This is a genomic window from Polyangium mundeleinium (genome assembly GCF_028369105.1).
GTDB lineage: Bacteria > Myxococcota_A > Polyangia > Polyangiales > Polyangiaceae > Polyangium > Polyangium mundeleinium.
Genome location: NZ_JAQNDO010000001.1, coordinates 3,524,422 through 3,547,378, shown reverse-complemented (window position 1 = coordinate 3,547,378; position 22,957 = coordinate 3,524,422). Strand labels below are relative to the sequence as shown.

Sequence of the window (22,957 nt, the reverse complement as noted above, 5' to 3'; positions counted from 1 at the left end):
ATCCTGTGGCATAAACAGATCGCTCGCGCCCGCGCCTGGCAGTCGAGCGAGGTTTTCCGATGACGGCCGGCCCAGGCTACGCGTTCGGTGAGAAGACCGAGGAGACCGCCTACTTCACCCTCTACCGCGCGCGCCGCGAGGGAGACACAACCGTTCTGCTCAAGGTCCTGCGCCCCGAGGGGGCGCGCGCCGCCGAAATCGCGCGCTTCAAGCAGCAATACGAGCGCCTCGCCCGCCTCGCCTCCTCGCGCCTCGTCGCGGTGCGGGGCGTCGAGGAGCGCGCGGGCGCGCTGATCGTCATGCTCGAAGACGTTCCGGGCCGCGACCTCGCGCAGGCCCTCGCCGCGCGCCCCACGCACCGGATGCCCGTGGGCGAGGCCCTCGATCTCGCGATCGCGCTCGCCGAAGGCCTCGCCGCGATGCACGCCGAGGGGCTCGGCCACCGCGATCTCCGCCCGCGGAACGTGCTCCTCGGCGAGGGCGGCGCGATCAAGATCTCCGGATTCGGCGCCGACGCGGAGATCACCCGCGCGCACGAGCTGCTCTACGCACCTCGGGTGCTCGTCGACGTACTGCCCTACGTCGCCCCCGAGCAGACGGGTCGGATGAACCGCGGCGTCGATTCCCGGACCGATCTCTATGCGCTCGGGACCATTCTCTACCAGACGCTCACGGGCCGCCCCCCCTTCGAGGGCGTCGATCCCATGGAGCTCATCCACGCGCACCTCGCCGTCTCGCCCGCGCGCCCTTCCAGCCTCGATCCAACCATTCCCGAGGCGATCTCCGGAATCGTGCTCAAGCTTCTCGAAAAAAACGCCGAGGACCGCTACCAGAGCGCCGATGGCTTGCTCTTCGACCTCCGTCATTGCCGCGAGGTCCTGCAAAGCGGAGGGTGCATCGCGCCTTTCCTGCCAGGGGAGCACGATCGCGCCGACCTCTTCCGGATCCACCAGAAGCTTTATGGCCGCGAGCAAGACATCCAGGCGCTCACCTCTGCGTTCGAATGCGCGCTCGCGGGGAGCCGGGAAATCGTGCTCGTCTCCGGCTACTCGGGCATCGGCAAGTCCTCGCTCGTGCAGGAGATCCTGAAACCGCTCGCGCGCCAGAAGGGCTACTTCACGGGCGGCAAGCACGACCAGTACCACCGCGCAGCGCCCTACAGCGGGTTCATCCAGGCATTCGATGGCCTCGTGCGGCAGATCCTCGCCGAGAGCGAGGCGCGTATCCTCCGGTGGAGGAGCGCGCTCCTCGAAGCGCTCGGGCCAAACGGGCAGGTCGTCTGCGACGTCATCCCCTCCCTGTCCCACGTGATCGGCCCGCAGCCGCCCGTCCCTGCGCTGAGCCCGCTCGAAGCCCAGAACCGCCTGAACCGGTGCTTCTTGCGGCTCGTCTCGGTGTTCGCGCGGCACGAGCACCCGCTCGTCCTTTTCCTCGACGACCTGCAGTGGATCGACTCCGCGGGCCTCGGATTGCTCCGCGCCCTCCTCGCCGACGATTCGCTCGAAGCGGTCTTCTTCTGCGGCGCCTACCGCGACAACGAGGTGTCGCCCGCGCATCCGTTCATGGGGACGCTCGGGGAGCTCGAGCGCGGAGGGCTCTCGGTGCGCGACATCGTCCTCGCCCCGCTCGAACGGCGCCACCTGCTCGCCATGCTCGGCGATTGCCTCGAACGCGAGGACACCGGCCCGCTCGCCGACGTGGTGCTCAAAAAGACGGGAGGCAACCCGTTCTTCGTCAAACGTCTGGTTCAGTCCCTCCACGACCACGGCGTGCTCACGTACACGTCCGACGCGGGGTGGCGGTGGGATCTCGCGAAGATCGAAGCGCTCGCGTACTCGGAAAACGTCGTCGACCTCATGGTGCGCACCATCGGGCGTCTGCCGGCGCGAACGCAGGAGGCGCTGCGGATCGCCGCGGCAATCGGAAGTCGCTTCGACCTCGACGTGCTCGCAGCCTTGCTCGCTTGCTCGCCCGAGGAGGCGTGCAGCCGCCTTTCGCGCGCCGTCGAGGAGGGGCTGCTCCTCGTCGACCGGAGCGGCTACCGCTTCGCCCACGACAAGGTCCAGGAGGGCGCTTATGCGATGATCCCGGAGGAGGAGCGGCCTGCCTACCGCCTCCGCGTCGGCCGGTACCTCGCGGGACACACCGATCTTACGGTCAGCCAAAACCTCTTCGACGTCGTCGGCCACCTGAATGCCGCGGGGGACCTCATCGCGGACGGCGCCGAACGCCTGCGCCTCGCGCGCATGAACCTCGACGCCGCGATCCGCGCCGAGGAATCGGCCGCCTTCGGCGCCGCCCTCGACCACCTCGAAGAGGGCCTCTCACGCCTGCCGGCGGACGCCTGGACCTCGCATCATGCGCTCCGCCTCGCGTACGCGAAGAAAACGGGCCTCATGCTCGCGCTCTCGGGCCGGCACGACGAGGGCCTCGCCGAGCTCGAACGCTGCCTCCCGCACACCAAAGGGAGGCTCGATCGCACCGAGGTGCTGCGGCTCAAGATGAGCGTGCAGGTGCTCAAGAATGACCTGCACGCCGCGCTCGCGGAGGGACTCGCGGCCCTGCGCCCATTCGGGATCGACCTGCCCCCGTTCCCCGACGAAGCCATGGTCGACGCCCAGATCCGAGCGACGATGGCTCTCGTCCAGGAAAAGACGCTCGAAGCGCTGCCAGACCTGCCGCCGCTCGCGGATCCGGAGATCCGCGCCATGCAGGACGTGCTCCAGGAGCTCCTTTCTCCCTGCTGGTTCTTGAGCCCCAACAACTACGGCATCACGGTCGCGAAGGTCCTCGAAAACACGCTGCGTCACGGGCTGTCGAAGCACGCGATCTACGGCTGCATCAACTTCGGGGCGTTCCTCTGCGGCCGCGGCGACATCGAGCTCGGCTACCGCTTCGGCCGCGCCGCCTTCGACCTTTCGGAGCGCTATCCGGACAAGAACTCCGAAGCGATGCTCTGGAACCTGTGGGGCGCCTTCGTGCAGTACTGGAGAGAGGGCTACCCCGCCTGCAAGACTTCGTTTCTCGCGGGGATCCACGCCGGGCTCGAGACGGGCCAGTACATCTGGGCGTTCTACGCCACGATGAACGCCAGCACGAACAGCCTCCTGCGCGGCCTGCCGCTCGCCGATATCCTCGCCGAGGCGCAGAGCTACCAGCCGATGCGGAAGCTGGACAAGTTCAATGCCATCACCTGGACAGTCGGCGCGGTCGCACAGCTCGCGCACCAGCTCTCGGTCGAGACCGCGCACCCGACCAAGCTCAAGGGCGCGTGGATCGACATCGACGAGGTGATGGAGGAGTGCCGCCGGATCGACAACCAGGGCTCGCTCTTCGTCGCCTACATCTTCACCGTTCTACTCGACGTCTTCCAGGGCGCGTTCGAGGAAGCGGCGCGCACCGCGCTCCCGCTGGACATCGAGTTCCCGAACGTGGAGGCCTGGCACGCCACCCCCGTGTTCCATTTCTACGCCGGCATCGCGTTCACGCAGGCGGCGGACGTGGTCTCCCCGGACGAGCGCGCGCTCTTCCTCGCCCGCGCGGAGATCGTTGCTGAAAAGCTCTCGCGCTGGGCGAACTTCTGCCCGGAGAACGTGGCGCACCGCAGCGCCCTGCTCGGCGCCGAGCTCGCGCGCGTCCGCGGCGACACGCTCGCCGCGTGGAATCGCTACGACGAGGCGATCGCCCTCGCAGCGCGCGGCGGCTACCTCCACGACGAGGCGCTCGCCAACGAGCTCGCCGGCCTCTCCTTCCACGCTCTCGGCAAGACCACCATCGCCCGCGCCTACCTCACCGAGGCGCACAGGGCCTACGGCCGATGGGGCGCGACGGAGGCGATGCGGCGCCTCGAGCACGCGTACCCCGATCTCGTCCCCGGCGAGAGCCTCCGCGGCGCGCGGGGCACGGGGGCCGCCGCGCTCGACATCGACTCGGTGCTCAAGGCTTCCCAGGCCATCTCGGGCGAGATCGTCCTCGACCGCCTGCTCGACACGCTCATGCGCATCCTCGTCGAGAACGCCGGCGCGCGGCGAGGCGTCCTCCTGCTCCTGCGCGACGGACGGCTCGTCGTCGAGGTCGAGCACCGCATCGGAGAGGCGTCCGTCCGCGCGCTCGGCGCGACGCCCCTCGAGGGCCGCGCGGACCTGCCGGCCGGCCTCGTGACCTACGTGGCTCGCACGTGCGAGACGGTCGTCCTCGACGACCGCGCGAACGACGGGCCGTTCGGACACGATCCCTGGTTCGAAAACGCGCGGCCCCGCTCCTCGCTCGCCGCGCCCATCGTCTACAAGGGCTGCCTCGCCGGCGTGATCTACCTGGAGAACGACCTCGCCCGCTCGGCTTTCACGCCCGATCGTGTCGAGGTGATCCGGCTGCTCGCGGCCCAGGCGGCCATCTCCATCGAGAATGCGCGCCTTTATGCGGATCTCGCGCAGGAGAACGCGGAGCGGCGGCGCGCGGAGGCGTCCGTTCGAAAAAGCCAGCAGTTTCTCTACTCCATCGTGGACAACACGATGGCCGTCATCTTCGCCAAGGACCTCGAAGGTCGCTTCATCTTCACGAACCGCGGCTTCGAGGAGCTCGTCCACATGCACCGCGACGAGGTCTTCGGCAAGGCCGACCACGAGCTCTTCACGCGCGAGATGGCCGATGAATATCGCGCCCACGATCTCCGTGTCCTGCGTGAGAACCGGGCCCTCGAATACGACGAGTCGGCGTTGGATGGGGAGGAGATGCGCACGTTCACGTGCGTCAAATTCCCGCTCCGTGATCCCGCCGGGAACCCCTACGGCATCTGCGGCATCGCGACCGACGTCACCGCGCGCCGGCGCGCCGAGGAGGTGCTGCGCCATTCGTACTCGCTCCTCGAGGCCACGCTCGAATCGACGGCGGACGGCATCCTCGTCGTCGACGACGCGCGGCGCGCCGTGCGCTTCAATCGAAGGTTCGTGCAGATCTGGCGTATCCCCGACGAGGTGCTCGCCTCCGGTTCGGACGACGTGTTCCGTGCGTTCGTGAGCGACCAGCTCCAAGAGCCCGCGTCGTTCGAGCGAAGGGTCGTCTCTCTCTATTCCTCGCCCGAGGAGAGCAGCTTCGACGTGCTCTCGCTCGCGGACGGTCGGGTCTTCGAGCGTTATTCGCAGCCGCAGCGGCTCGGCGATCGCGTGGTCGGGCGTGTCTTCAGCTTCCGCGACGTCACCGCGCGCGTGCAAGCCGAGCAGCAGCGCGATCGGCTGCTGCTCGACGAGCGGCACGCGCGCGCCGCGGCCGAGGAGGCGGTCCACCTGCGCGACGATTTCCTCTCCGTCGCCTCCCACGAGCTCCGCACCCCGCTCACCAGCCTGCAGCTCGCCATTCAATCGATCGAGCAAAGGCTTTCGCGGGGCATGGACGCCGAGCGCGTGCGCGCGGCGGTCGTCCTCTCCGGGCGCCAGATCAAGCGCCTCGACAACCTCGTCGACATGCTCCTCGACGTCTCGCGGATCCAGGCGGGGAGGCTCGAGCTGAACACCTCGCGCGTCGATCTGTGTGAACTGGTCGCCGACGTCGTCGCAAACCTCGGCGACCAGATCGCGCGATGCGGCAGCACGCTCACCGTACGCGCGGAGGCGCCGGTCATCGGCCGGTGGGATCCACACCGGCTGGAACAGATCGTGACGAACCTCCTCACGAATGCCATCAAGTTCGGGGAAGACCGACCCATCGAGATCACGATCGACGCCGAGGCAGAGGTCGCGCGCCTCTTGGTGACCGACCACGGGATCGGGATCCCGGCCGAGGTACAGGCGCAGCTCTTCGAGCGATTTCGCCGCGGCGTCTCGTCACGCCATTACGGGGGGCTCGGGCTCGGCCTCTACATCACCCGCACCATCGTCGAGGCGCACGGCGGGCGTATCGTCTTGTCGAGCGAGGTCGGAAAGGGATCGACCTTCCGGGTCGAGCTGCCGCTTTCGCCCGACCCCTCGTCGAGCCAGCCGAGCGGCGGCTGAGCTTCTACCGCGCATCCGCAGCCGCATGGAAGGCATGCTCGCCGACCCCCTCGACCCGGTCATGCGACCCCCTCCACCCGGTCGCTGACCTCCTCGACCCGGTCGTGTGATCCCCTCCACCCGGTCGCCGACCGCCTCCACCCGGTCATGCGACCCCCTCGACCCGGTCACCCGACCCCCTCGACCTGGTCGTCGACGCCCTCCACCCGGTCGCCGACCGCCTCCACCCGGTCATGCGACCCCTTCGACCCGGTCACCCGACCCCTTCGACCCGGTCGTCGACGCCCTCCACCCGGTCCGAAGAGAGAGCAAGCCTTCGCCACCCATCTGGATTGCGTGCCGCCTGTACGATCCCTTATCGTGCAGGAATGCAACGTTCTTATGCACTTCAGCTCGCCGCCGTCCTCTTCGGGCTCGCCGCTGGCTGCGAACAAAGCGGCGGGACGGCGACCGGCGGCGCCGGCGCGAACACGTCCGGTTCTGGACAAGGCGGCACCGGACAAGGCGGCGCTGGACAAGGCGGCGTCGGACAAGGCGGCGAAAACGTGGGGGGCGTGTTCGTCGGAAGTGGCGGCGCGGGCGGCGGCTCCGGCGGGGGCGGGCCCGAGGTGTGCGACGGCATCGACAACGACGGCGACGGGACGATCGACAACGTCGACGTGGGCAACGACGGCATCTGCGATTGTCTGCGCATCGCGACGCTCGGGCTGCCCGGCCAGTGGGGCAATGGGGATGTCTTCGCCACGTGGCTCGACACCCGGAGCGACAATGGGGCCATCTCCCTGAACGACCAGGTGCTCACGAAGGACCTGCTCGACAAATACCAGGTCATCGTCGCGCAGAACCTGAGCGCGATGAACCGCACGTATTCGGAGGCCGAGGTCGCGGCGCTCAGCGCGTGGGTGAATTCGGGGGGCGGCTTCATGACGCTCATCGGCTATGGCGACCCGACCGAGCGGACGAACGTGAACACGCTCCTCGGCGCCTTTGGCATGAGCTACAACGCGCAGCAGATTCTGCCGCAAGCCGGGGGATCGACCATCCCCGTCTCGACCTGGGTAACGCATCCCGTGACGAGCGGCGTGACGCAGATCGGCGTCGACAATGGATACCCGGTCGAGGGAATGGGCCAGACGCTCGCCACGGAGCAAGGGCACGACGTGCTCAAGGCGCAGGACGTGGGCAGCGGCCACGTGCTCATGTGGGGCGACGAATGGATCACGTACGATTCCGAGTGGACGGGGCACCCGGAATACCAGGTCGAGCTGTTCTGGTTGAATGCAATCAAGTGGCTGACGCCCGCGAAGAACTGTCAGGTGGACATTCCGACGCCAAACTGACGTCGGCCCCTCCGGCGCCCTCGTTCCTCGCTCCTCCCTCCCCTCCCTCCGCACGCCGAGCCTCCGCCCTCGCTTCCGCCTCGAAACGAACCAGGCGACCGGTATCGTCGGCCATGACGTCGAGCCCGGCAGGGCCGCCTCTTTGCGGCCCGGGAACGGACAAAGAGACGATACGACAACCGGCGACGTGCTACGAGATACCTTCCCGGTGATGTCGAAGCGATCCCGAACTCCCCGTGCGACGCACGAAGAGGCTGCGCGGCTCGACCGCCTGTCTCCGGGGGACCGGATGGGTCACGGCGAGGAAACGGGCGAGCCGACCGTATTCTGTGCGCGGCGGCGTTCGTCCCTTGGCTTCGCGGACGAGCGCCGTGCATCCGGATCATTGAAGCGGCGATCCATGGCGAGAGGGGGAGGTGATGAGCACGAAGGGCGACACCGAATCTTGTAGCCGGCTCATCGCATCGTACCAGAAAGCATCGATGGCATTCGGCGTCGCCGCGCTCGTGATCGCGGTGCTCGTGATGATGGGCTGGGCGTTCGACGTGGAGGTGCTGAAGCGCATCACGATGCGCTTCCCGTCGATGAAGATGAACACGGCGGTATCCTTCGCATGGATGGGGCTCGCCGTCCTCGTGCTTCACGCCGAGGAAAAAGCCAAGGTTCGCTCCCGAGGGAAAGACGTCCTCCTCTTGCTCTGCGGCGGCGTCGTGACCTGCCTGGCCGTCGCGACGCTCGCCGAATACCTGTGGGGGCTCGATCTACCCATCGACGAAGCGCTCGTCGCGGATCGAAGCCCCGCCCCTTCTCCGACCCACCCGGGGCGAATGGGGCCGCTCACGGCCCTGAAGCTCGCGTTGCTGGGCCTCTCGCTGCTCACCCTACAGCTCTCCAAGCGCCGGAGCTTTCTGTGGCAACTCCCGGTGCTCCTCAGCTTCTTCCTCTCCATGCTGGGGCTGCTCGGATATCTCTACGGCGCCCACACGATGGCCACGGTCTTGCCCTACTCCTCCGTGGCGATTCACACCGAGATCGCGTTCGCGCTGCTCTCGCTCGGCCTGCTCTTCGCCCGACCGCGCGTCGGCGTGATGTCCGTCTTCGTGAGCGGCAAGCCCGGGAGCCTCCTGGCGAAACGAATGCTCCCAGCGGCCATCCTGACGCTGGTGATGCTCGGCCTCCTCGTCCAACTGGGAAACAGCCGCCGAATCTTCGATCTCGGCTTCTCGCTCGTGCTCATCGTCACGCTCGGAACGACCATCCTGTCCGCCATCCTCTGGCGGACTTCAGAGAAACTCGACCGGCTGGACGATGCGCGGGAAAAAGCCGCCTATCACCTGAAGCTCATGATCGAGCACGCCGCCGGAGCCGTCGCGATGTTCGATCGGAACATGAAATACCTCTGGGTGAGCCGCCGATGGATCTCCGACTTTCGCCTGGAGGCGGTGGACTGCGTGGGCAAGTCTCATTACGAGGTCTTCCCCGAAGTACCAGACTGGTGGAAAGACGTGCACCGTCGCTGCCTCGCCGGCGCGGTCGAGCGCTGCGACGAGGATCGCTTCGAGCGGGCCGACGGCACCGTCACATGGATCCGGTGGGAGGTCCGTCCCTGGCACGAGGACGGTGACGAGATCGGCGGCATTCTGATGTTCGTCGAAAACATCACGCAGAGGAAGCTCGCGGAGGAGGCGCTAAAAAAAGCAAACGCGGAGCTGGAACGGCGGGTCGAGCAGCGTACACAGCAGGTGGCGCTTCAAGCGGAGATCCTGCACAACATGGCCGAAGGAGCCTGCCTGGTGAAGGCCTCCGACGGGTCGATCGTCCACACGAACCCGAAATTCGAAGCCATGTTCGGGTATGCCCCCGGAGAGCTCATCGGGCAGCACGTGTCGATGCTGAATTTCGAGGACGTCGCCGGAGGCGCGCAGGAGCTCGCGCGTCGGCTGGTGTCGACCATTCTTGCGCAAAACGTCACGACCTGCGAGGTCCAGAACGTCCGGAAGGACGGGGCGCCGTTCTGGTGTCGCGTCACGGCGTCGCAATTCCGCCACCCCGAGCACGGGCTCGTCCTCGTCGCGGTGCACGACGACATCACCGCCAAAAGAACGAGCGAGGAGGCGCTTCGACGCAGCGAGCAGAGGTATCGAGATCTCGTCGAGCTCGCGGCCGACGGGATCTTCGTCGTCGACGCAGCGGGGCGCTGTATCGACGTGAATGGCGCGGGGTGCGGGATGCTGGGTCTCTCCCGGGACGAGCTCGTCGGGACAGCGCTCCTCGACAGAATCGCGCCCGACGCCGCATCGCGCTTCCAGGCCGCCATGCGGCGGCTGGCAGAGCCCGGGACCGTCGACGTCGCCGAATGGGACCTGCAGAAGAAGGACGGCACGTACCTACCGGTCGAGATCAGCGCCAAATCCTCACCCGACGGGAGGCTCTTGAGCTTCGTTCGCGACATCAGCGAGCGAAAACGGGCCGAACGCGCGCGTGAGGTCGCCGAGAGGCGTTATCGCAGCCTCGTGGAGAGCGCGCACGACGCGATCGTCGTGGTCGACGCCCGGGGGCGCATCAAGCTCGTGAACAAGCAGATCGAGTGCCTGTTCGGTTACGAGCCCGAGGAGGTGATCGATCAGCCGGTGGAGATGTTGATCCCCGAGCGGTACAGGGAACAGCACATCGGGTACAGGACCGAATACGTCGCGAATCCTCACGCTCGTCAAATGGGGGCCGGTCTCGATCTTTACGCAGCACGAAGAGACGGCAGCGAGTTTCCCATCGACGTCTCCCTGAGCCCGGGTGTCGTCGACGGCGAGCTGCAAGTCACCGCGATCATCCGCGACGTCACGGCGCGAAAGAACATCGAGACGCAGCTCCGTGAGGCGATTCGAACACGAGAAGACGTCGTGGCCATCGTGTCGCACGATCTGAAAAACCCGCTCTCCGCCATCCTGATGAACGCGCGTTTGCTGAACAGGCTTCGCCCCACCGATCCGGACGTGAGGGCGCGGCTCTCGAAAATAGCGGACAGCGTCGACCGCTCCGCGACGGTCATGCAACGGCTGATCATGAGCATCCTGGACTTCGCCAAGATCCAGTCGGGGACGTTCGTCGTGGAGCCCGAGGTCCACGACATTCGAGCCATCGTGGACATCTGCTGCGAATCGATCGAGGCCCTCGCAGCCGCGAGGTCGATCCACGTGACCCACGAGTTCGATCCCGAGCTCCCACGAATCTTCGCCGACCACGATCGAATCCTGCAGGTCTTCTCGAATCTCCTGGGAAACGCCATCAAATTCACGCCAGAAGGAGGCGTCGTCACCGTCCACGCCCATCGCTCCGACCGATACATCGAGATCTGCGTCTCCGACACCGGCCCCGGCATCCCCGACGCGCAACTCCCCCACCTCTTCGAGCGGTACTGGCAGGCGAAGGAGACGGCGAGGCTCGGATCAGGATTGGGCTTGGCGATCGCAAAGGGGATCGTCGAAGCCCACGGCGGGAGGATCTGGGCCGAGAGCACGCTCGGCCATGGCAGCACGTTCCATTTCACCGTGCCAACGGCCGAGCCTGCAAGATCACGCGTCAGCGCTTGAGCGTCTCGTCGCCCCCAGAGCGCCCCTCGTCGACGAAATCCCACGGCTCGTCGGATGAGCGTCGCTGGTCACGCGGCTGCCCACATTCTTCGGGACGAGCTTCCTTTCCGCAGCCCGGAATGGATCCCCCTTTGGAGGTGTTCCGATGACTCGTCTTCGAATTGCGCAGTTCGTTTCCGCGCTCCTCGGCTTCTTCGCGCTCTTGCCTGCAGCTTCGGCCCGCGACAAAGGACATCGGTTCGTCGCGACGGTGCATGGGGGCGCTGGGACCGAGGCTGGGGTCGGCGGCACCCTGGAGCTCAGGCTCCTCGACGCCATCTGCCTGGGCGGCACGCTCGATTATGGCGTCAACTATGCTGGCACCTACGGCTCGTATCGGTACCTCGGGCCGGCGGTGCATGGGAGCTGGTCCATCAAATTTGCGGACATCTTCGAGCTCCGGCCCTTCTTTGGCGCGCGGTTCCCGCTCGACCTCCAGACCGTGAACGTGCCCGATTACAAGATCGTGGACAACCACGACGTCGCGTTCACGACCGGGCTCCGCACGGCGTTCATCCTCGACTTCTTCGTGATCGGATTGCAGGCCGACTTCACGCCCCACGGCGTCACATGGCAGCATCTCGCGACGGGCAAACAACGGAAGGAAGACGAGTACTTCTTCCGCGGCTCGTTTGTTTTGGGCGTCGCGTTCGGGCCGGACAAGAAGGAAGGACAGGAAGGGCGGCAGAGCGCGCGGTCGAGGCGGAGCCGGTTCTTGACGGCGTTTTAGCGGCGGCGGCTACTCCTCCCCCTCCTGGCCGAAGAGCTCCTCGACGAGCCCCGCCAGCCGATCGAATTGCACCGGCTTCACCAGATGGGCATCGAATCCGGCCTTCTGCGACAAGGACCGATCCGACGCCTGGCCATATCCCGTCACCGCAATCAACCGGAGCTGGTCGAGCTCCGGCTGTTCCCGCAGCCGATGCGCCAGCTCGTACCCGTCCATCACCGGCAGACCGATATCGAGCAGCGCGATGTCTGGCCGGAACTTCTCGGCCAGCCGCAAGGCCGATGGCCCGTCCGACGCCACCTGCGTCTGATGCCCCAGGCTCCCCAGCGACTCCGCCAGCAGCATGGCCGCGTCCTCATTGTCATCCACCACCAGAATTCGATGCCCCGCTCGCCCTCTCACCGCTGCTCCCACCGGCGCATCTCCCCACGTCCGCGCCGCGTCCCCCTCGGAGAGCCCCGCCACGCCCGGGAGCCGCACTACGAATTCGCTCCCTCGCCCCTTCCCCTCGCTCCGCGCTGACACCGTCCCTCCGTGCATCGTCACGAGGTTCCGCACGATCGCCAGACCCAGCCCGAGCCCTCCTTGCGCGCGGTCGATGGATTGCCGGTCCTGCACGAAGAAATCGAAGATGCTCGGCAGCACGTCCGCGGCGATCCCGATTCCGTTGTCGCGCACCCGGATCTCCACGTCGCGCCCGCGCCGCTCCGCCTCCACCGCGATCTGCCCGCCCGACTCCGTGTACTTGGCTGCGTTCGTCAGCAGATTCGACATCACCTGCGCGAGACGCGTCCCGTCCCCGTCCACCACGAGGCCCCGCGAGGGCACCTCGACCGTCAGGTGGTGCCGCCGCTGCTCCAAGAGCGGGCTCGCCATTTCGATGGCCTTCGCCACCACCTCCGCGACCTCGAGCCGCTCCTTCTTCAGCTCCACCTTTCCCCGCGTGATCCGCGAGACGTCCAGGAGATCGTCCACGAGCTGCGCGAGGTGCTTCACCTGCCGCTCGATCACCGCACGCTCCCGCGCGGCCACGTCGCCCGCGCGCATGCGCATGAGGTACAGCGCCGTCGTGATCGGCGCGAGCGGGTTGCGCAGCTCGTGCCCCAGCATTGCCAAGAACTCGTCCTTCGACCGGTTCGCCGCCTCGGCCTGGCGCCGCGCCTCCTGCTCCCGCACGAGCAGCTCCTCCCGCTCCTGCATCGCCTCTTCCAGCCGCTTGCGCGCCAGCACCCGCTCCGTCACGTCGACGGCCACGCACAAGAACCCCTCCGGCTCCCCGGACTCCCCGCGCACGGGATACAGGTTGAAGCCGAAGTACGACTCCTCCACGTGGCCGCTCCCGCGATCGATGTCGAGCTCGAGCTCGTCGGTCACGTAGGGGACGCCGGTCGTGTACACCCGGTCGAGGATGCCGATGATGGGGTGGTCTGCGAGCTCCGGGAAGACGTCGACGTACGCCCGGCCCGCCAGGTTCGTCTTGCCCACCATCACCTCGTAGTGCGGGTTCGCCAGCTCGAAGACGTGCCGCGGGCCGCGGAGCGACGCGATCGCCACCGGCGCTTGCATGAAGAGCGCGTACATCTTCTCCCGCTCCCGCACCGCGCGGTGCCGCAGCTCGGCGAGCTGCAGGTGGAGCGCCACGCGCGCCACGAGCTCGCGCGCGGAGAACGGCTTCGACAGGTAGTCGTCCACGCCCGCCTGGAGGCCCTCGACGCGACACTCGTCGCCCGCGCGCGCCGAGAGCATGATCACCGGCACGTCGCAGAGCGCCGCGTCGTCGCGCAGCGCGCGCAAGAGCCCGAAGCCGTCGAGGTTCGGCATCATCACGTCCGTGAGCACGAGGTCCGGCCGCGACGCGCGCGCGGCTTCGAGCGCCGCCGCGCCGTCCCCGACCGCCTCGACCTTCCAGTGCTCGCCGAGGATGCGCCCGACGTACCCGCGCATGTCGGCGTTGTCGTCGGCGAGCAGGATGCGCGCGTTCGGGGGCGACGCGAGCGCGCCCCTCGCAGGCGGAAGGGCCAAGTCCGACGCGCCGTCGGCGTCCGCGTCCTCGCCGGGCAGCCACCTCCGCGCTTCTTCCACGTACGGCGCCGCCGCGCGGAGCCGGGCCGACGCCGGCGACGGCTCGGATCGGACGCGATCCGCGGGCAGGTGCGCCACGCCGAACGGGATCACCACCAGGAACCTCGTCCCTCGGCCGAGCTCACTCGTGACCTCGGCGCGCCCGCCGTGCAGCCGCGCGAGCTCCTGCACCAGCGCGAGCCCGATGCCCGAGCCCTCGTGCGTGCGCGCCCGCGCGCCCTGAACGCGGTGGAACCGATCGAAGAGGAGCGGCAGCTCGTGCGCGGCGATCCCCGTGCCCGTGTCCTCGACCGTGAGCTCGACGTGGCTCCCGGCCGCCCGCAAGGCCACACGGACCTTCCCCTCGAACGTGAACTTGAGCGCGTTCGAGAGCAGGTTCAGCACGATCTTCTCCCACATGTCGGGGTCGACGAAGACCGGCTCCGGCAGCGCCGGGCAATCGACCTCGAACCCGAGCCCCGCCCGCTCGAAGGCCGAACGAAACGTGCTCGCGAGGTCGATCGTCAGCCCCGCGAGGTCGGTCGGCTCGTATGCGGCGCGGATACGACCGGCCTCGATCTGCGAGACGTCGAGCAGCGCGTTGACGAGCTTCGCGAGCCGGATCGTGCTCCGATGCACCCACCGCAGGCCCTCGCCCGCGAGCACCCCCGCGCCCGAGGCGAGCGCGTCCTCGACCGGCCCGAGGATCAGGGTGAGCGGCGTGCGCAGCTCGTGGCTCGCGTTGCTGAAAAAGGCCGTCTTGGCGCGATCGATCGCGGCGAGCGCCTCGGCGCGGGCGCGCGCCTCCTCGTAGGCGCGGACGTTGCTGATCGTCGTGACGACCTGATCGGCCGCGAGCCGGAAGAGGCCGCAGTACCGCTCGTCGATCAGGCGATGCGGGCTCAGGCCGGCCACGAGGAAGCCGTACGGCTCGGGTTGCCCGGTGCGCACGAGGGGCAGGACGATCGCGCGCTCCGGCGGGCTGCCCCATCCGCCGCCGGGCAGGACGCCGAACCGCGCGGCGAGGTCCTCCACGAGGACCTTCCGCCCCGTACGCGCCGCCTCGGCGAGGGGCCACGCGGCGCGCGAGCTCTCGCCTCGGACCGGGTGCACCGCGGGTTTGGCCGGGCCTTCGTATCCGGCAAGCCCGCTCTCGCCGACGAGCCTCGCTTCCCCTTCACGCCCGTCGGCGAGGTAGAGCAACGCGAAGGGCAGATCGGCCTGGTTCGACGCGAAGATCGTGGCGGCCGTGCGGCACGCCTCCTCGGCCGATTGTGCTTCGGCGGAGTGGGCCGCGAGGTCGCGTAACATCCGGAGCTGCCGGTCGTCCTGGATCTGCTCGGTCGTCTCGTGCACCGTGTTGAGCACGCCGCCCACGCGCCCGTCGTCGTCGGGGATGGGGCTGTAGGAGAACGTGAAATATGTCTCCTCGACGAACCCGCGCCGCTGCATCCAGAGCAGCAGATGTTTTTCCCAGGTCGCGGGCGCGCCCTCGAGCACGCTTTGCGCCATGGGACCTGCGACGTCCCATACCTCGGCCCATACCTCGGCGCTGGGGGCCCCCAGCGCGGGGTGCTTGTTGCCCAGCATGGGCTGGAAGGCGTCGTTGTAGACGGCCTGGAGGAGCTCCGGCCCCCACCAGACCACCATCGGAAAGCGCGTGTTGAGCACGACGCCGGCCATCGTCTTCAGGCTCCTCGGCCAGCCCGAGACCGGGCCGAGCGAGGTCCGCGACCAATCGAACGAGCGCATCAAAGCGCCCATCTCGCCGCCGCCGGCGAGCCAGCCCTCGACCGCTGCATCCTGGACACCACGCGGAGCCATGAATCCAGCTTTAATGGACGTCCGCCCGTGATGCTAGCCCGGAAAAACCAGCCGTCCGGGACGCTCGTTCGAGATGTCCGCAATCAGAAGGTCACATCGGGATCAATCCCATCTGCCTTCATTTTCACGCTCTCAGCCTTGTTCGCCACCGTCCCCTTCGGGTGCACGTACCAGCCGGTCCCATCCTCGGCGTCCGGGTCGTCGCGCACCTTCAGGATCGTGAACATGCCGCCCATGTCGATCGTCGAGAACGGACCTTTGCCACCACGCATGGGGATCGCGTTTTTCGGGACAGGCATCTTCATGTCGTCCATCCCGCCCATGCCGGAATGGCCCATCGTCATGTAGTCGGGCACGAGCGCCTGCACCCGCGCGTCGATCTTCTTGGCGTTCGCGCCGACCATCACGGGAAAGCCGTGGCCCATCTGGTTCATCATGTGGTGGGTCATGTGGCAATGCATGACCCAGTCGCCCGACTCCGTGGGCACGAACTCGATGACCCGCACGCTGCCCGTCGGCACGAGCACCGTCGTCTCGGGGAAACGCGCCGAGACCGGGACCTCGCCGCCGTCGGTCCCCACGACCTCGAAGGTCAAACCGTGCAGGTGAATGGGGTGGTGATCCATCGCCGAGAGGTTGCCGAGCCGGATGCGCACGCGCTCGCCCTTGCCCACGACGAGCGGCGCCGTGCCCGGGTAGGCCTTCGCGTTGAACGTGAGCACGTTGAAATCCGTCATCTCGTTCGGATCCGGCCGCCGCGTGCCGGCGGGGATCGCCCATTCGTGGGTGACGAGCGCGAAATCGCGGTCCACGCGCGGGCCCTTCGGGTTCTTCGGGTGCACCACGATCATCCCCACCATGCCGAGCGCCATCTGCGTCATCTCGTCGTAATGGGGGTGGTACATGAACGTCCCCGCCTTCGAGAACGTGAACTCGTAGACGTGCGTCTCCCGCGGCTCGATCGGCTTTTGCGTGACGCCCGCGACGCCGTCCATGCCGTTCGGGAGGATGACGCCGTGCCAGTGCACGGTCGTCGGCTCGGGGAGGCGGTTCGTGACGTAAAAGCGCACGCGGTCGCCCTCGACGACCTCGATCGTGGGGCCGTGCACCCGGCCATTGTACCCCCAGCATTCGGCGTCGAGACCGGGGGCGAACGTGTGCTTGACCGGCATCGCCACGAGGTGGCCGATCTTGACGCCGTCCTTCTCGACGAGCGGAAGCGTCGCCCCGTTGGGCGTGACGACCGCCGGCTGTCCGCCGGGAAAGGGCCCTGCGCGGCGCGGCCGTTTGCCTGCGTTCTTGTCGGGCGCGCCCTGGGCGAGCGCGCCTTGGGCGACGAGCGCGCCGCCGATCGCGGCGCCGATCTTCACGAAATCACGTCGATCCATGGTGCCTCCTTCAGTGATCCTGCCCTGCCCCGACGTCCGCCGCGCCATTGCCGAGGCTCCCGACGCCCGGCGCCGCGAGCCCGACCGATCGATGCCGGCCCGCGAGGATCTGCTCCAGCGCTGCGCGCGCCTTCCAGTATTCGAGCAGCGTCTCCGTGTACGCGATGCCCGTGTCCGTCACCCGGCGCTGCATTTCGAGCACCTGGAACACGCCGACCTGCATCGCGTTGTATTGCAAGATCGTCTCGGCGAGCGCCTTCTCCCGGGCGGGGATCAGCACCTCCCGGAAGTGCTTCGCCCGTTTGCCCGCGGACTCGACGCGGTTCTGCGCCATGCGGAGGCTCGCCCGCACCGTCGTCGCCGTCGCCACGTACCGCTCGCGCAAGACCCCGAGCTCGCTCTCCGCGCTGATCACGCGGCCCTGCGCCCGATCGAAGATCGGCAGCCCCACTGTCACGTGCCCGCCGATCTCCCAGCTCCGGCCGTCGTGCTCGCTATGAAACCCGCCCGAGAGGTGCGGCAGGCTGCCCTCCGCGCGCGCCACCCCCACGCGCTTGCCCGCGGCCTGCATCCGCCCCGCGATCTCCGCGAGCTCGAAGCTCGCCGCGAGCGCCTTTTTCTCCCCATTCGCGTCGATCGTATCCACCTCGGGGGGCGGCAGCGGGTCCGGCGCCGTCCACGAGGTCTGCTCCCCTGACAAACCAATCGCCAGGTTGAGCCGCTCCCGCGCGTCGAGCAGCGCATTCTCCGCCTCCGCGACCTCGATCCGCGACGCCTCCACGGCCGCGCGTTGCGTCGCGAGGTCCACGTCCGGCAGGTTGCCCACGCGGTGAAGCTCCTCCGCCGCGGCATACCCGGCCTGGTACGCGGCGAGCGCGCGCGCCCGCAGATCGAGCACGCCTTGGCGCGCCTGCACCTCGTAAAATGCGACCCGCGCCCGATACCCCGTGTCGAGCACCTGCCCCGCGACGCGCACCCGCTCGGCCGCGAGCTCCGCCTCGGCCGCGCCCTTGCGCAAGGGCAAGAGGATCACCCGCGAGATGTCGTATTCGATCCCGATGTCGGCTTGCAGGGTTTGAAAAGGATCCTGCGGGGCGCGCAGCGAGACCTCGACCTCGGGGTTCGGCAAGAGCCCCGCCGTGACGACGCGGCCACGGGCGATGCCGAGCTCGTACATCGAGGCCCGCAAATCGCGGTTCAAGAGGAGCGAGAGGCGCACGGCCGCCTCGGCGTGCAAGGGTTTGGCGAGGATACGCGGGGCCTCGGCCGGGTCCTCTTCCCAGCGCTCCTCGGACGGGAGCGTCGTGGAGGGGCGCGCCGCGCCGCCCGGCGTTCGCCCCGCCCCTTGCGCAGCCAGAAACTCGTTCACGTCGCGCACGTCCGCGTCGAGGGCCCCGTGGCCACACCCCGCCGCGGCGAGCGAAACGAGCAGTACGGAAAAACCACCGAAAACACGGGAGCTCGTCATGGATGCGCCTACCTCACGGTCCGTGGTGGTGATGTTGATGCCCGCCGTGCCCACTGTGCTCCGCGGGCGGCGCCTTCGCGGCCGGGGCGCCGGGAAGGACGCACGGGGCGCCCTCGGCGCAGACGCGCGCTTCGAGCGGGTCTGTCGCGGCGAGCACGGCGCCCACGGAGGGCCGCTTCGCCGGCGCGGCCGCGGGGTTCGCGGGCGACGCGGGCCGGAAGGTTTGGGGGGGCTCGGCGGCGCAAGCGGCCGTCACGAGGGCGACGAGCAAACACGGGAAGGTCGGAAGTATCTTCATCACGGGAAGGGCGCGGCGGAGCAGCCCCGTCCGCGCGGGCGCGACTGTAGCACCTCCCCGCGCTTCGCCAGGCGAGGGGCGCGCGGTGGGAGTACACTCCGGCCGCGATGACCATCAGCACCTTCGATCTGTTCAAGATCGGCATCGGACCGTCGAGCTCGCACACCGTGGGGCCGATGCGGGCCGCGCGCACGTTTGCCCTGGGGCTCGCGCAGCGAGGCGCGTTCGAGCGAACGGCCCAGGTGAAGGCCGAGCTCTTCGGCTCGCTCGGCGCGACGGGCAAGGGCCACGGCAGCGACAAGGCCGTGATCCTCGGCCTCCTCGGCGAGACACCCGACGGGGTCGACGTCGAGCGCGTCGAGGCGCTCGTGAGCGCCGTCCGCTCCACGGGCCGCCTCGCCCTGCTCGGCCAGAAGGAGATCCATTTCGCGCTCCCCTCGCAGATCCTCTTCTCCCGCAAGACGCTGCCGTTTCACCCGAACGGGATGCGATTCACCGCGACGAACGCGGACGGCGAGGTCCTCGACACGCGCGTCTATTATTCGGTCGGTGGTGGCTTCGTCGTCGACGACCCCGAGGCGGGCGGCGACGCGCCGAAAGAAGCCCCGAGCGCCGGGTTTCCCTACCCGTTCCGCACGGCCTCGGAGCTGCTCGCGTCCTGCGCCACGCGCGGGCTCTCCATCAGCGACCTGATGCTCGCGAACGAGTCGATCTTCCGGCCCGAGGCCGAGACGCGGGCGGGGCTCTTGCGGATCTGGCAGGTCATGCAGGCCTGCGTGCAGCGCGGCCTGCGCACGGAGGGCACGCTGCCGGGGGGCTTGCACGTCCAGCGGCGCGCGCCGGGGCTCTACCGGAATCTGCTCGAAAACCCCGAGGCGGGCCTGCGCGACCCGCTGACGGCGATGGATTGGGTGAGCCTCTACGCACTCGCGGTGAGCGAGGAGAACGCCGCCGGCGGGCGCGTGGTCACGGCCCCGACGAACGGCGCGGCGGGGATCATCCCGGCGGTCTTGCATTATTACCGCAGGTTCATTCCCCACTCGACGGACGACGGCGTCGTGCGTTTTTTCCTCACGGCGGGGGCGATCGGGCTGCTTTACAAGGAGAACGCCTCGATCAGCGGCGCGGACGTGGGTTGTCAGGGCGAGGTGGGCTCGGCCTGCTCGATGGCGGCGGGCGCGCTCTGCGAGGTGCTCGGCGGCAGCCCCGCGCACGTGGAGAACGCGGCCGAGATCGCGATGGAGCACAACCTCGGCCTCACCTGTGATCCGATCGGCGGCCTCGTGCAGGTGCCTTGCATCGAGCGCAACGCGATGGCCGCGATCAAGGCGATCCAGGCCGCGCGCCTTTCGCTCCGCGGCGACGGCCGCCATTTCGTGGCCCTCGACAAGGTCATCAAGACGATGCGGGACACGGGCGCCGACATGAAGGAGAAGTACAAGGAGACCGCGCGCGGCGGCCTCGCCGTGCACGTGCTCGAAGCACCGCTCGACACCGGCATCGACGTGAGCGTCGGCATTCCCGAATGCTAGAACATCGAGCGGCGCTCTAGGTTGACAGACGTCCCCGATTGTCCCAAAGATCGGCCCTTCGAGCAGAGAGCAGGCCATGGGGAATCACGCACGCGCAGTCTGGGAATCGGTGCAAAAGGTCCGGACGGGCCAACCGCTCGTGCACAACATCACCAATTACGTCGTGATGAACACCACGGCGAACGCCCTCCTCGCGCTCGGCGCCGCGCCGGCGATGGTGCACGCAGCCGAGGAGGTCGAGGAATTCGTGGCCATCGCCGCGTCGCTCGTGATCAACATCGGGACGCTCTCGGCGCCGTGGATCACGGCGATGCGCCTCTGCGCCACACGCGCGAACGAGCTCGACAAACCGTGGGTGCTCGATCCGGTCGGGGTCGGCGCCACGCCGCTCCGGACGCGCGTCTCGGATCAGCTCGCCCAGATCGGGCCCACGGTCATCCGGGCGAACGCCTCCGAGGTCCTCGCCCTCGCGGCCGTGAGCTCGAAGCACACGCGCGGCGTCGACAGCACCGACCCGTCGCAAGCCGCGATCGAGCCGGCGCGGCAGCTCGCGCAGACCTACAAATGCGTGGTCGTGGTGAGCGGCGCCGTCGATTACGTGACCGACGGCGACAAGCTGCTCGCCGTTCGTAACGGCCACCCCATGATGCCGCGGGTGACGGGCCTCGGATGCACGGCGAGCGCGCTTGTCGGGGCCTTCCTCGCGGTGGAGCCCGATCCGCTCGTCGCCTCCGCGCACGCCATGGCCGTGATCGGCGTCGCGGGTGAGATCGCCGCAGCACGCAGCGCCGGCCCTGGCAGCCTGCAAATGAACCTGCTCGACGCCCTGTACCAACTCGACGAAGCCGCCCTCGCGCGCGTGAGGTTGACGTGAACAAAGCCGGCCTCCTCGCCCACGTCGCGCTCGCCGCGGCCGCGCTCACGTCGAGCGCGGGTTGTGTCGTCTTGCGGCGCCCGACCACCTTGCCCGCCGCGGACAAGCCTTACGTCGCCGTGCTCAGCGGCGAGATGCCCGAGCCGATCACGATGGTGGCGCGGCACGCGTGGATCGTGGCGAACGTCGCGGACCAGGGCACGCTGCTCCGGTACGAGCTGCTTTCGCGGGCCTTCAAGGAACCGACGTCGCAGCCGCTGGAGTACTTCGGCGAGGGGGACGTGGCGCTGCACGGGCTCGTCGAGGGGGATCGAATCTCGATCCGGAAGATCGTCGAATGCCTCGACGAGGAGACGCCGCGGTACAACGAGGAGCACCCCGATTACTGGCCGATCCCCGGCCCGAACAGCAATACCTACGTGGATCAGATGCTCCGGCGCTGCAAGATCCCGGTCGACCTGCCGTCGACGGCCATCGGCAAGGATTATCGGGGGCCGATCGGGATCTCGCAAACGAGCGGCGGCACGGGCCTGCAGGTCGAGACGTGGATCGCCGGCGTGAAGCTCGGCCTGCGGGAGGGCGTGGAGCTGCACATCCTGGGATTGACGATCGGCGTGGATTGGTGGCCGCCGGCGTTGATCTTGCCGGTCAACCCGGGCCGGCTCGGCTTCGACGATCGCTGATCATTTCGCCGCGTCGAGCTCCCAGCCGAATGTGAACCCGAGGAACACGGTCCGCATCAGCTCGCGCCGCTCCAGGCGAAAGAAATACCCGCGGCCCATCAGCGTGCCGTATTTCTCGAACGTCTTGCCGAACCGCGCCGTGAGGGCCATCGTGGTCTCGTCGACGAACGGGCTCATCCCCGCGCGGGTTTGCCGCACGTCATCCGCCGGGGTCCAGTTCACCGCGAAGAGCGCGCCGAGCCGCGCGCGCTCCGTGACGTCGAGCTCCAGCCGGATTTCGGTCGGGAGCACGAGCGTCATGGGCACGCGCGCCGTCACGCCGTTCACGCCGATGCCGGTGAAAATCCCGAAATACCCCGACGGCCCGATCGCGACCGCGACGCCGGCTGGATACAACTCGAACCCGAAGCCAAAGCCCGGCGCCCCGCCCGCGCCGAGCTCGAGCCCCAGGCCAAACGCATAGGCGAGCCGCTTGCCATACAAGGCACGCGCGGAGAGCCCGCCCATGAACAGGCCCGACAGATCCCGCGCGGCCTCGGGGTCGCGGACCTGCGCGTACCGCAGGAACATGTTCACGCTGCCGAGGCCATACCGGCGATCTTCGACGCCGGGGAGCTCGGCCCGCGCCGGCACCACGAAGCTCACGCATACGGCGGCCGCCGCGAGTCCGGCGAGGGCCGTCGTTCCTGCTCGGCGAGCGCGCGCGGGGGATGCGATACGGACGGTGTAGGGACGCGCCACGCGTTTCACGGAGAGAGGACGAGCACCTGCACCTGGCTCGGCACGATCCTCATCCCTGGGCAATTCGTGTTGTTCTGGATCGCCGCGCTCGTCATGCGCGTGACGGGCGCTCCGCCGACGAGGCACGTGAACGCGCCCGTCACGTGGCGGCGCGGCCCCATCACCATTCCGCTCGCGACGCCGAGCGCGATGCCCGGCGTATCGCCCATGCTCATCACCCCGGTCGAGAACATGTTGTGCGCAGGCGCGCACATCATCAGGCAATGGTAGGCCGCGGGGACGGTCATCGGCCCCATCTGGATGTTGGGATAAGGAATGGGCACGGGCGCGGGCGTGGGCGTGAGGCACACGTCCGGAAAGCCGAGGTCCATTCCCATCATCTGCGTATTCGCGAACATGGCAGGT

13 protein-coding genes are annotated in these 22,957 nt (G+C 68.4%); 7 read left to right on the top strand and 6 right to left on the bottom strand.

Annotated elements, in window-relative coordinates; genetic code table 11:
- The first annotated feature begins 59 nt into the window (after positions 1–59).
- The 4 genes from POL67_RS14320 (at position 60) to POL67_RS14305 (ending at position 11,683) form a co-directional block, all read left to right on the top strand.
- On the top strand, positions 60–5,987 hold the full coding sequence (locus POL67_RS14320) for an AAA family ATPase (protein ID WP_271917907.1): 5,928 nt from the start codon (positions 60–62) through the stop codon (positions 5,985–5,987).
- A gap of 368 nt (positions 5,988–6,355) precedes the next feature.
- Positions 6,356–7,327, top strand: a complete 972-nt coding sequence (locus tag POL67_RS14315) for a hypothetical protein (RefSeq protein ID WP_271917906.1) — start codon at positions 6,356–6,358, stop codon at positions 7,325–7,327.
- A gap of 419 nt (positions 7,328–7,746) precedes the next feature.
- Positions 7,747–10,914, top strand: a complete 3,168-nt coding sequence (locus POL67_RS14310) for a PAS domain S-box protein (protein ID WP_271917904.1) — start codon at positions 7,747–7,749, stop codon at positions 10,912–10,914.
- A 145-nt stretch (positions 10,915–11,059) separates the two neighbouring features.
- Positions 11,060–11,683: a hypothetical protein gene (locus tag POL67_RS14305; RefSeq protein ID WP_271917903.1), complete on the top strand. Its 624-nt coding sequence runs from the start codon at positions 11,060–11,062 to the stop codon at positions 11,681–11,683.
- A 9-nt stretch (positions 11,684–11,692) separates the two neighbouring features.
- Here POL67_RS14305 and POL67_RS14300 read toward each other — a convergent pair whose 3' ends face one another.
- The 4 genes from POL67_RS14300 to POL67_RS14285 all read right to left on the bottom strand — a co-directional run bounded on the left by POL67_RS14300 (position 11,693) and on the right by POL67_RS14285 (position 18,722).
- Positions 11,693–15,568, bottom strand: coding sequence for an ATP-binding protein (locus POL67_RS14300; protein ID WP_271917901.1), 3,876 nt, complete (start codon positions 15,566–15,568; stop codon positions 11,693–11,695).
- Positions 15,569–15,651: 83 nt separating this feature from the next.
- Entirely contained in the window at positions 15,652–16,956 is a 1,305-nt protein-coding gene (locus POL67_RS14295) for a copper oxidase (protein WP_271917899.1), read from the bottom strand.
- A gap of 10 nt (positions 16,957–16,966) precedes the next feature.
- Positions 16,967–18,424, bottom strand: a complete 1,458-nt coding sequence (locus POL67_RS14290; protein ID WP_271917897.1) for a TolC family protein — start codon at positions 18,422–18,424, stop codon at positions 16,967–16,969.
- 13 nt (positions 18,425–18,437) lie between these two features.
- The gene (locus tag POL67_RS14285; protein ID WP_271917896.1) at positions 18,438–18,722 is read right to left on the bottom strand and encodes a hypothetical protein; all 285 of its coding nucleotides are present in this window, start codon (positions 18,720–18,722) and stop codon (positions 18,438–18,440) included.
- Between the two features lie 107 nt (positions 18,723–18,829).
- Between POL67_RS14285 and POL67_RS14280 the strand changes: the two genes are divergently transcribed.
- From POL67_RS14280 to POL67_RS14270, 3 genes are all read left to right on the top strand, one after another.
- Complete coding sequence (locus tag POL67_RS14280) at positions 18,830–20,254, top strand: L-serine ammonia-lyase (RefSeq protein WP_271917895.1); 1,425 nt, start codon at positions 18,830–18,832, stop codon at positions 20,252–20,254.
- 76 nt (positions 20,255–20,330) lie between these two features.
- Positions 20,331–21,128 (top strand): hydroxyethylthiazole kinase, encoded by a 798-nt coding sequence (gene thiM, locus POL67_RS14275; RefSeq protein WP_271917893.1) that lies wholly within the window; start codon positions 20,331–20,333, stop codon positions 21,126–21,128.
- Positions 21,125–21,811, top strand: coding sequence for a DUF3750 domain-containing protein (locus tag POL67_RS14270; RefSeq protein ID WP_271917892.1), 687 nt, complete (start codon positions 21,125–21,127; stop codon positions 21,809–21,811). Before thiM ends, POL67_RS14270 begins: the two co-directional genes overlap by 4 nt.
- On the opposite strand, the gene POL67_RS14265 is transcribed toward POL67_RS14270, so the two are convergent.
- Both POL67_RS14265 and POL67_RS14260 read right to left on the bottom strand, forming a co-directional pair.
- Positions 21,812–22,561 carry a hypothetical protein gene (locus POL67_RS14265; RefSeq protein ID WP_271917891.1) on the bottom strand — a complete coding sequence of 250 codons (750 nt, stop codon included), beginning with the start codon at positions 22,559–22,561 and terminating at the stop codon, positions 21,812–21,814.
- Complete coding sequence (locus POL67_RS14260; RefSeq protein ID WP_136933552.1) at positions 22,558–22,950, bottom strand: DUF4150 domain-containing protein; 393 nt, start codon at positions 22,948–22,950, stop codon at positions 22,558–22,560. Before POL67_RS14260 ends, POL67_RS14265 begins: the two co-directional genes overlap by 4 nt.
- Positions 22,951–22,957: the final 7 nt, after the last annotated feature.

What these genes read in the sequence shown, in the direction of transcription:
- POL67_RS14290 (WP_271917897.1), bottom strand. Translation starts at nt 18,424, where the DNA reads ATGACGAGCTCCCGTGTTTTCGGTGGTTTTTCCGTACTGCTCGTTTCG.
- thiM (WP_271917893.1), top strand. Translation starts at nt 20,331, where the DNA reads ATGGGGAATCACGCACGCGCAGTCTGGGAATCGGTGCAAAAGGTCCGG.
- POL67_RS14310 (WP_271917904.1), top strand. Translation starts at nt 7,747, where the DNA reads ATGAGCACGAAGGGCGACACCGAATCTTGTAGCCGGCTCATCGCATCG.
- POL67_RS14320 (WP_271917907.1), top strand. Translation starts at nt 60, where the DNA reads ATGACGGCCGGCCCAGGCTACGCGTTCGGTGAGAAGACCGAGGAGACC.
- POL67_RS14295 (WP_271917899.1), bottom strand. Translation starts at nt 16,956, where the DNA reads ATGGATCGACGTGATTTCGTGAAGATCGGCGCCGCGATCGGCGGCGCG.
- POL67_RS14285 (WP_271917896.1), bottom strand. Translation starts at nt 18,722, where the DNA reads ATGAAGATACTTCCGACCTTCCCGTGTTTGCTCGTCGCCCTCGTGACG.
- POL67_RS14260 (WP_136933552.1), bottom strand. Translation starts at nt 22,950, where the DNA reads ATGTTCGCGAATACGCAGATGATGGGAATGGACCTCGGCTTTCCGGAC.
- POL67_RS14315 (WP_271917906.1), top strand. Translation starts at nt 6,356, where the DNA reads ATGCAACGTTCTTATGCACTTCAGCTCGCCGCCGTCCTCTTCGGGCTC.
- POL67_RS14300 (WP_271917901.1), bottom strand. Translation starts at nt 15,568, where the DNA reads ATGGCTCCGCGTGGTGTCCAGGATGCAGCGGTCGAGGGCTGGCTCGCC.
- POL67_RS14305 (WP_271917903.1), top strand. Translation starts at nt 11,060, where the DNA reads ATGACTCGTCTTCGAATTGCGCAGTTCGTTTCCGCGCTCCTCGGCTTC.
- POL67_RS14280 (WP_271917895.1), top strand. Translation starts at nt 18,830, where the DNA reads ATGACCATCAGCACCTTCGATCTGTTCAAGATCGGCATCGGACCGTCG.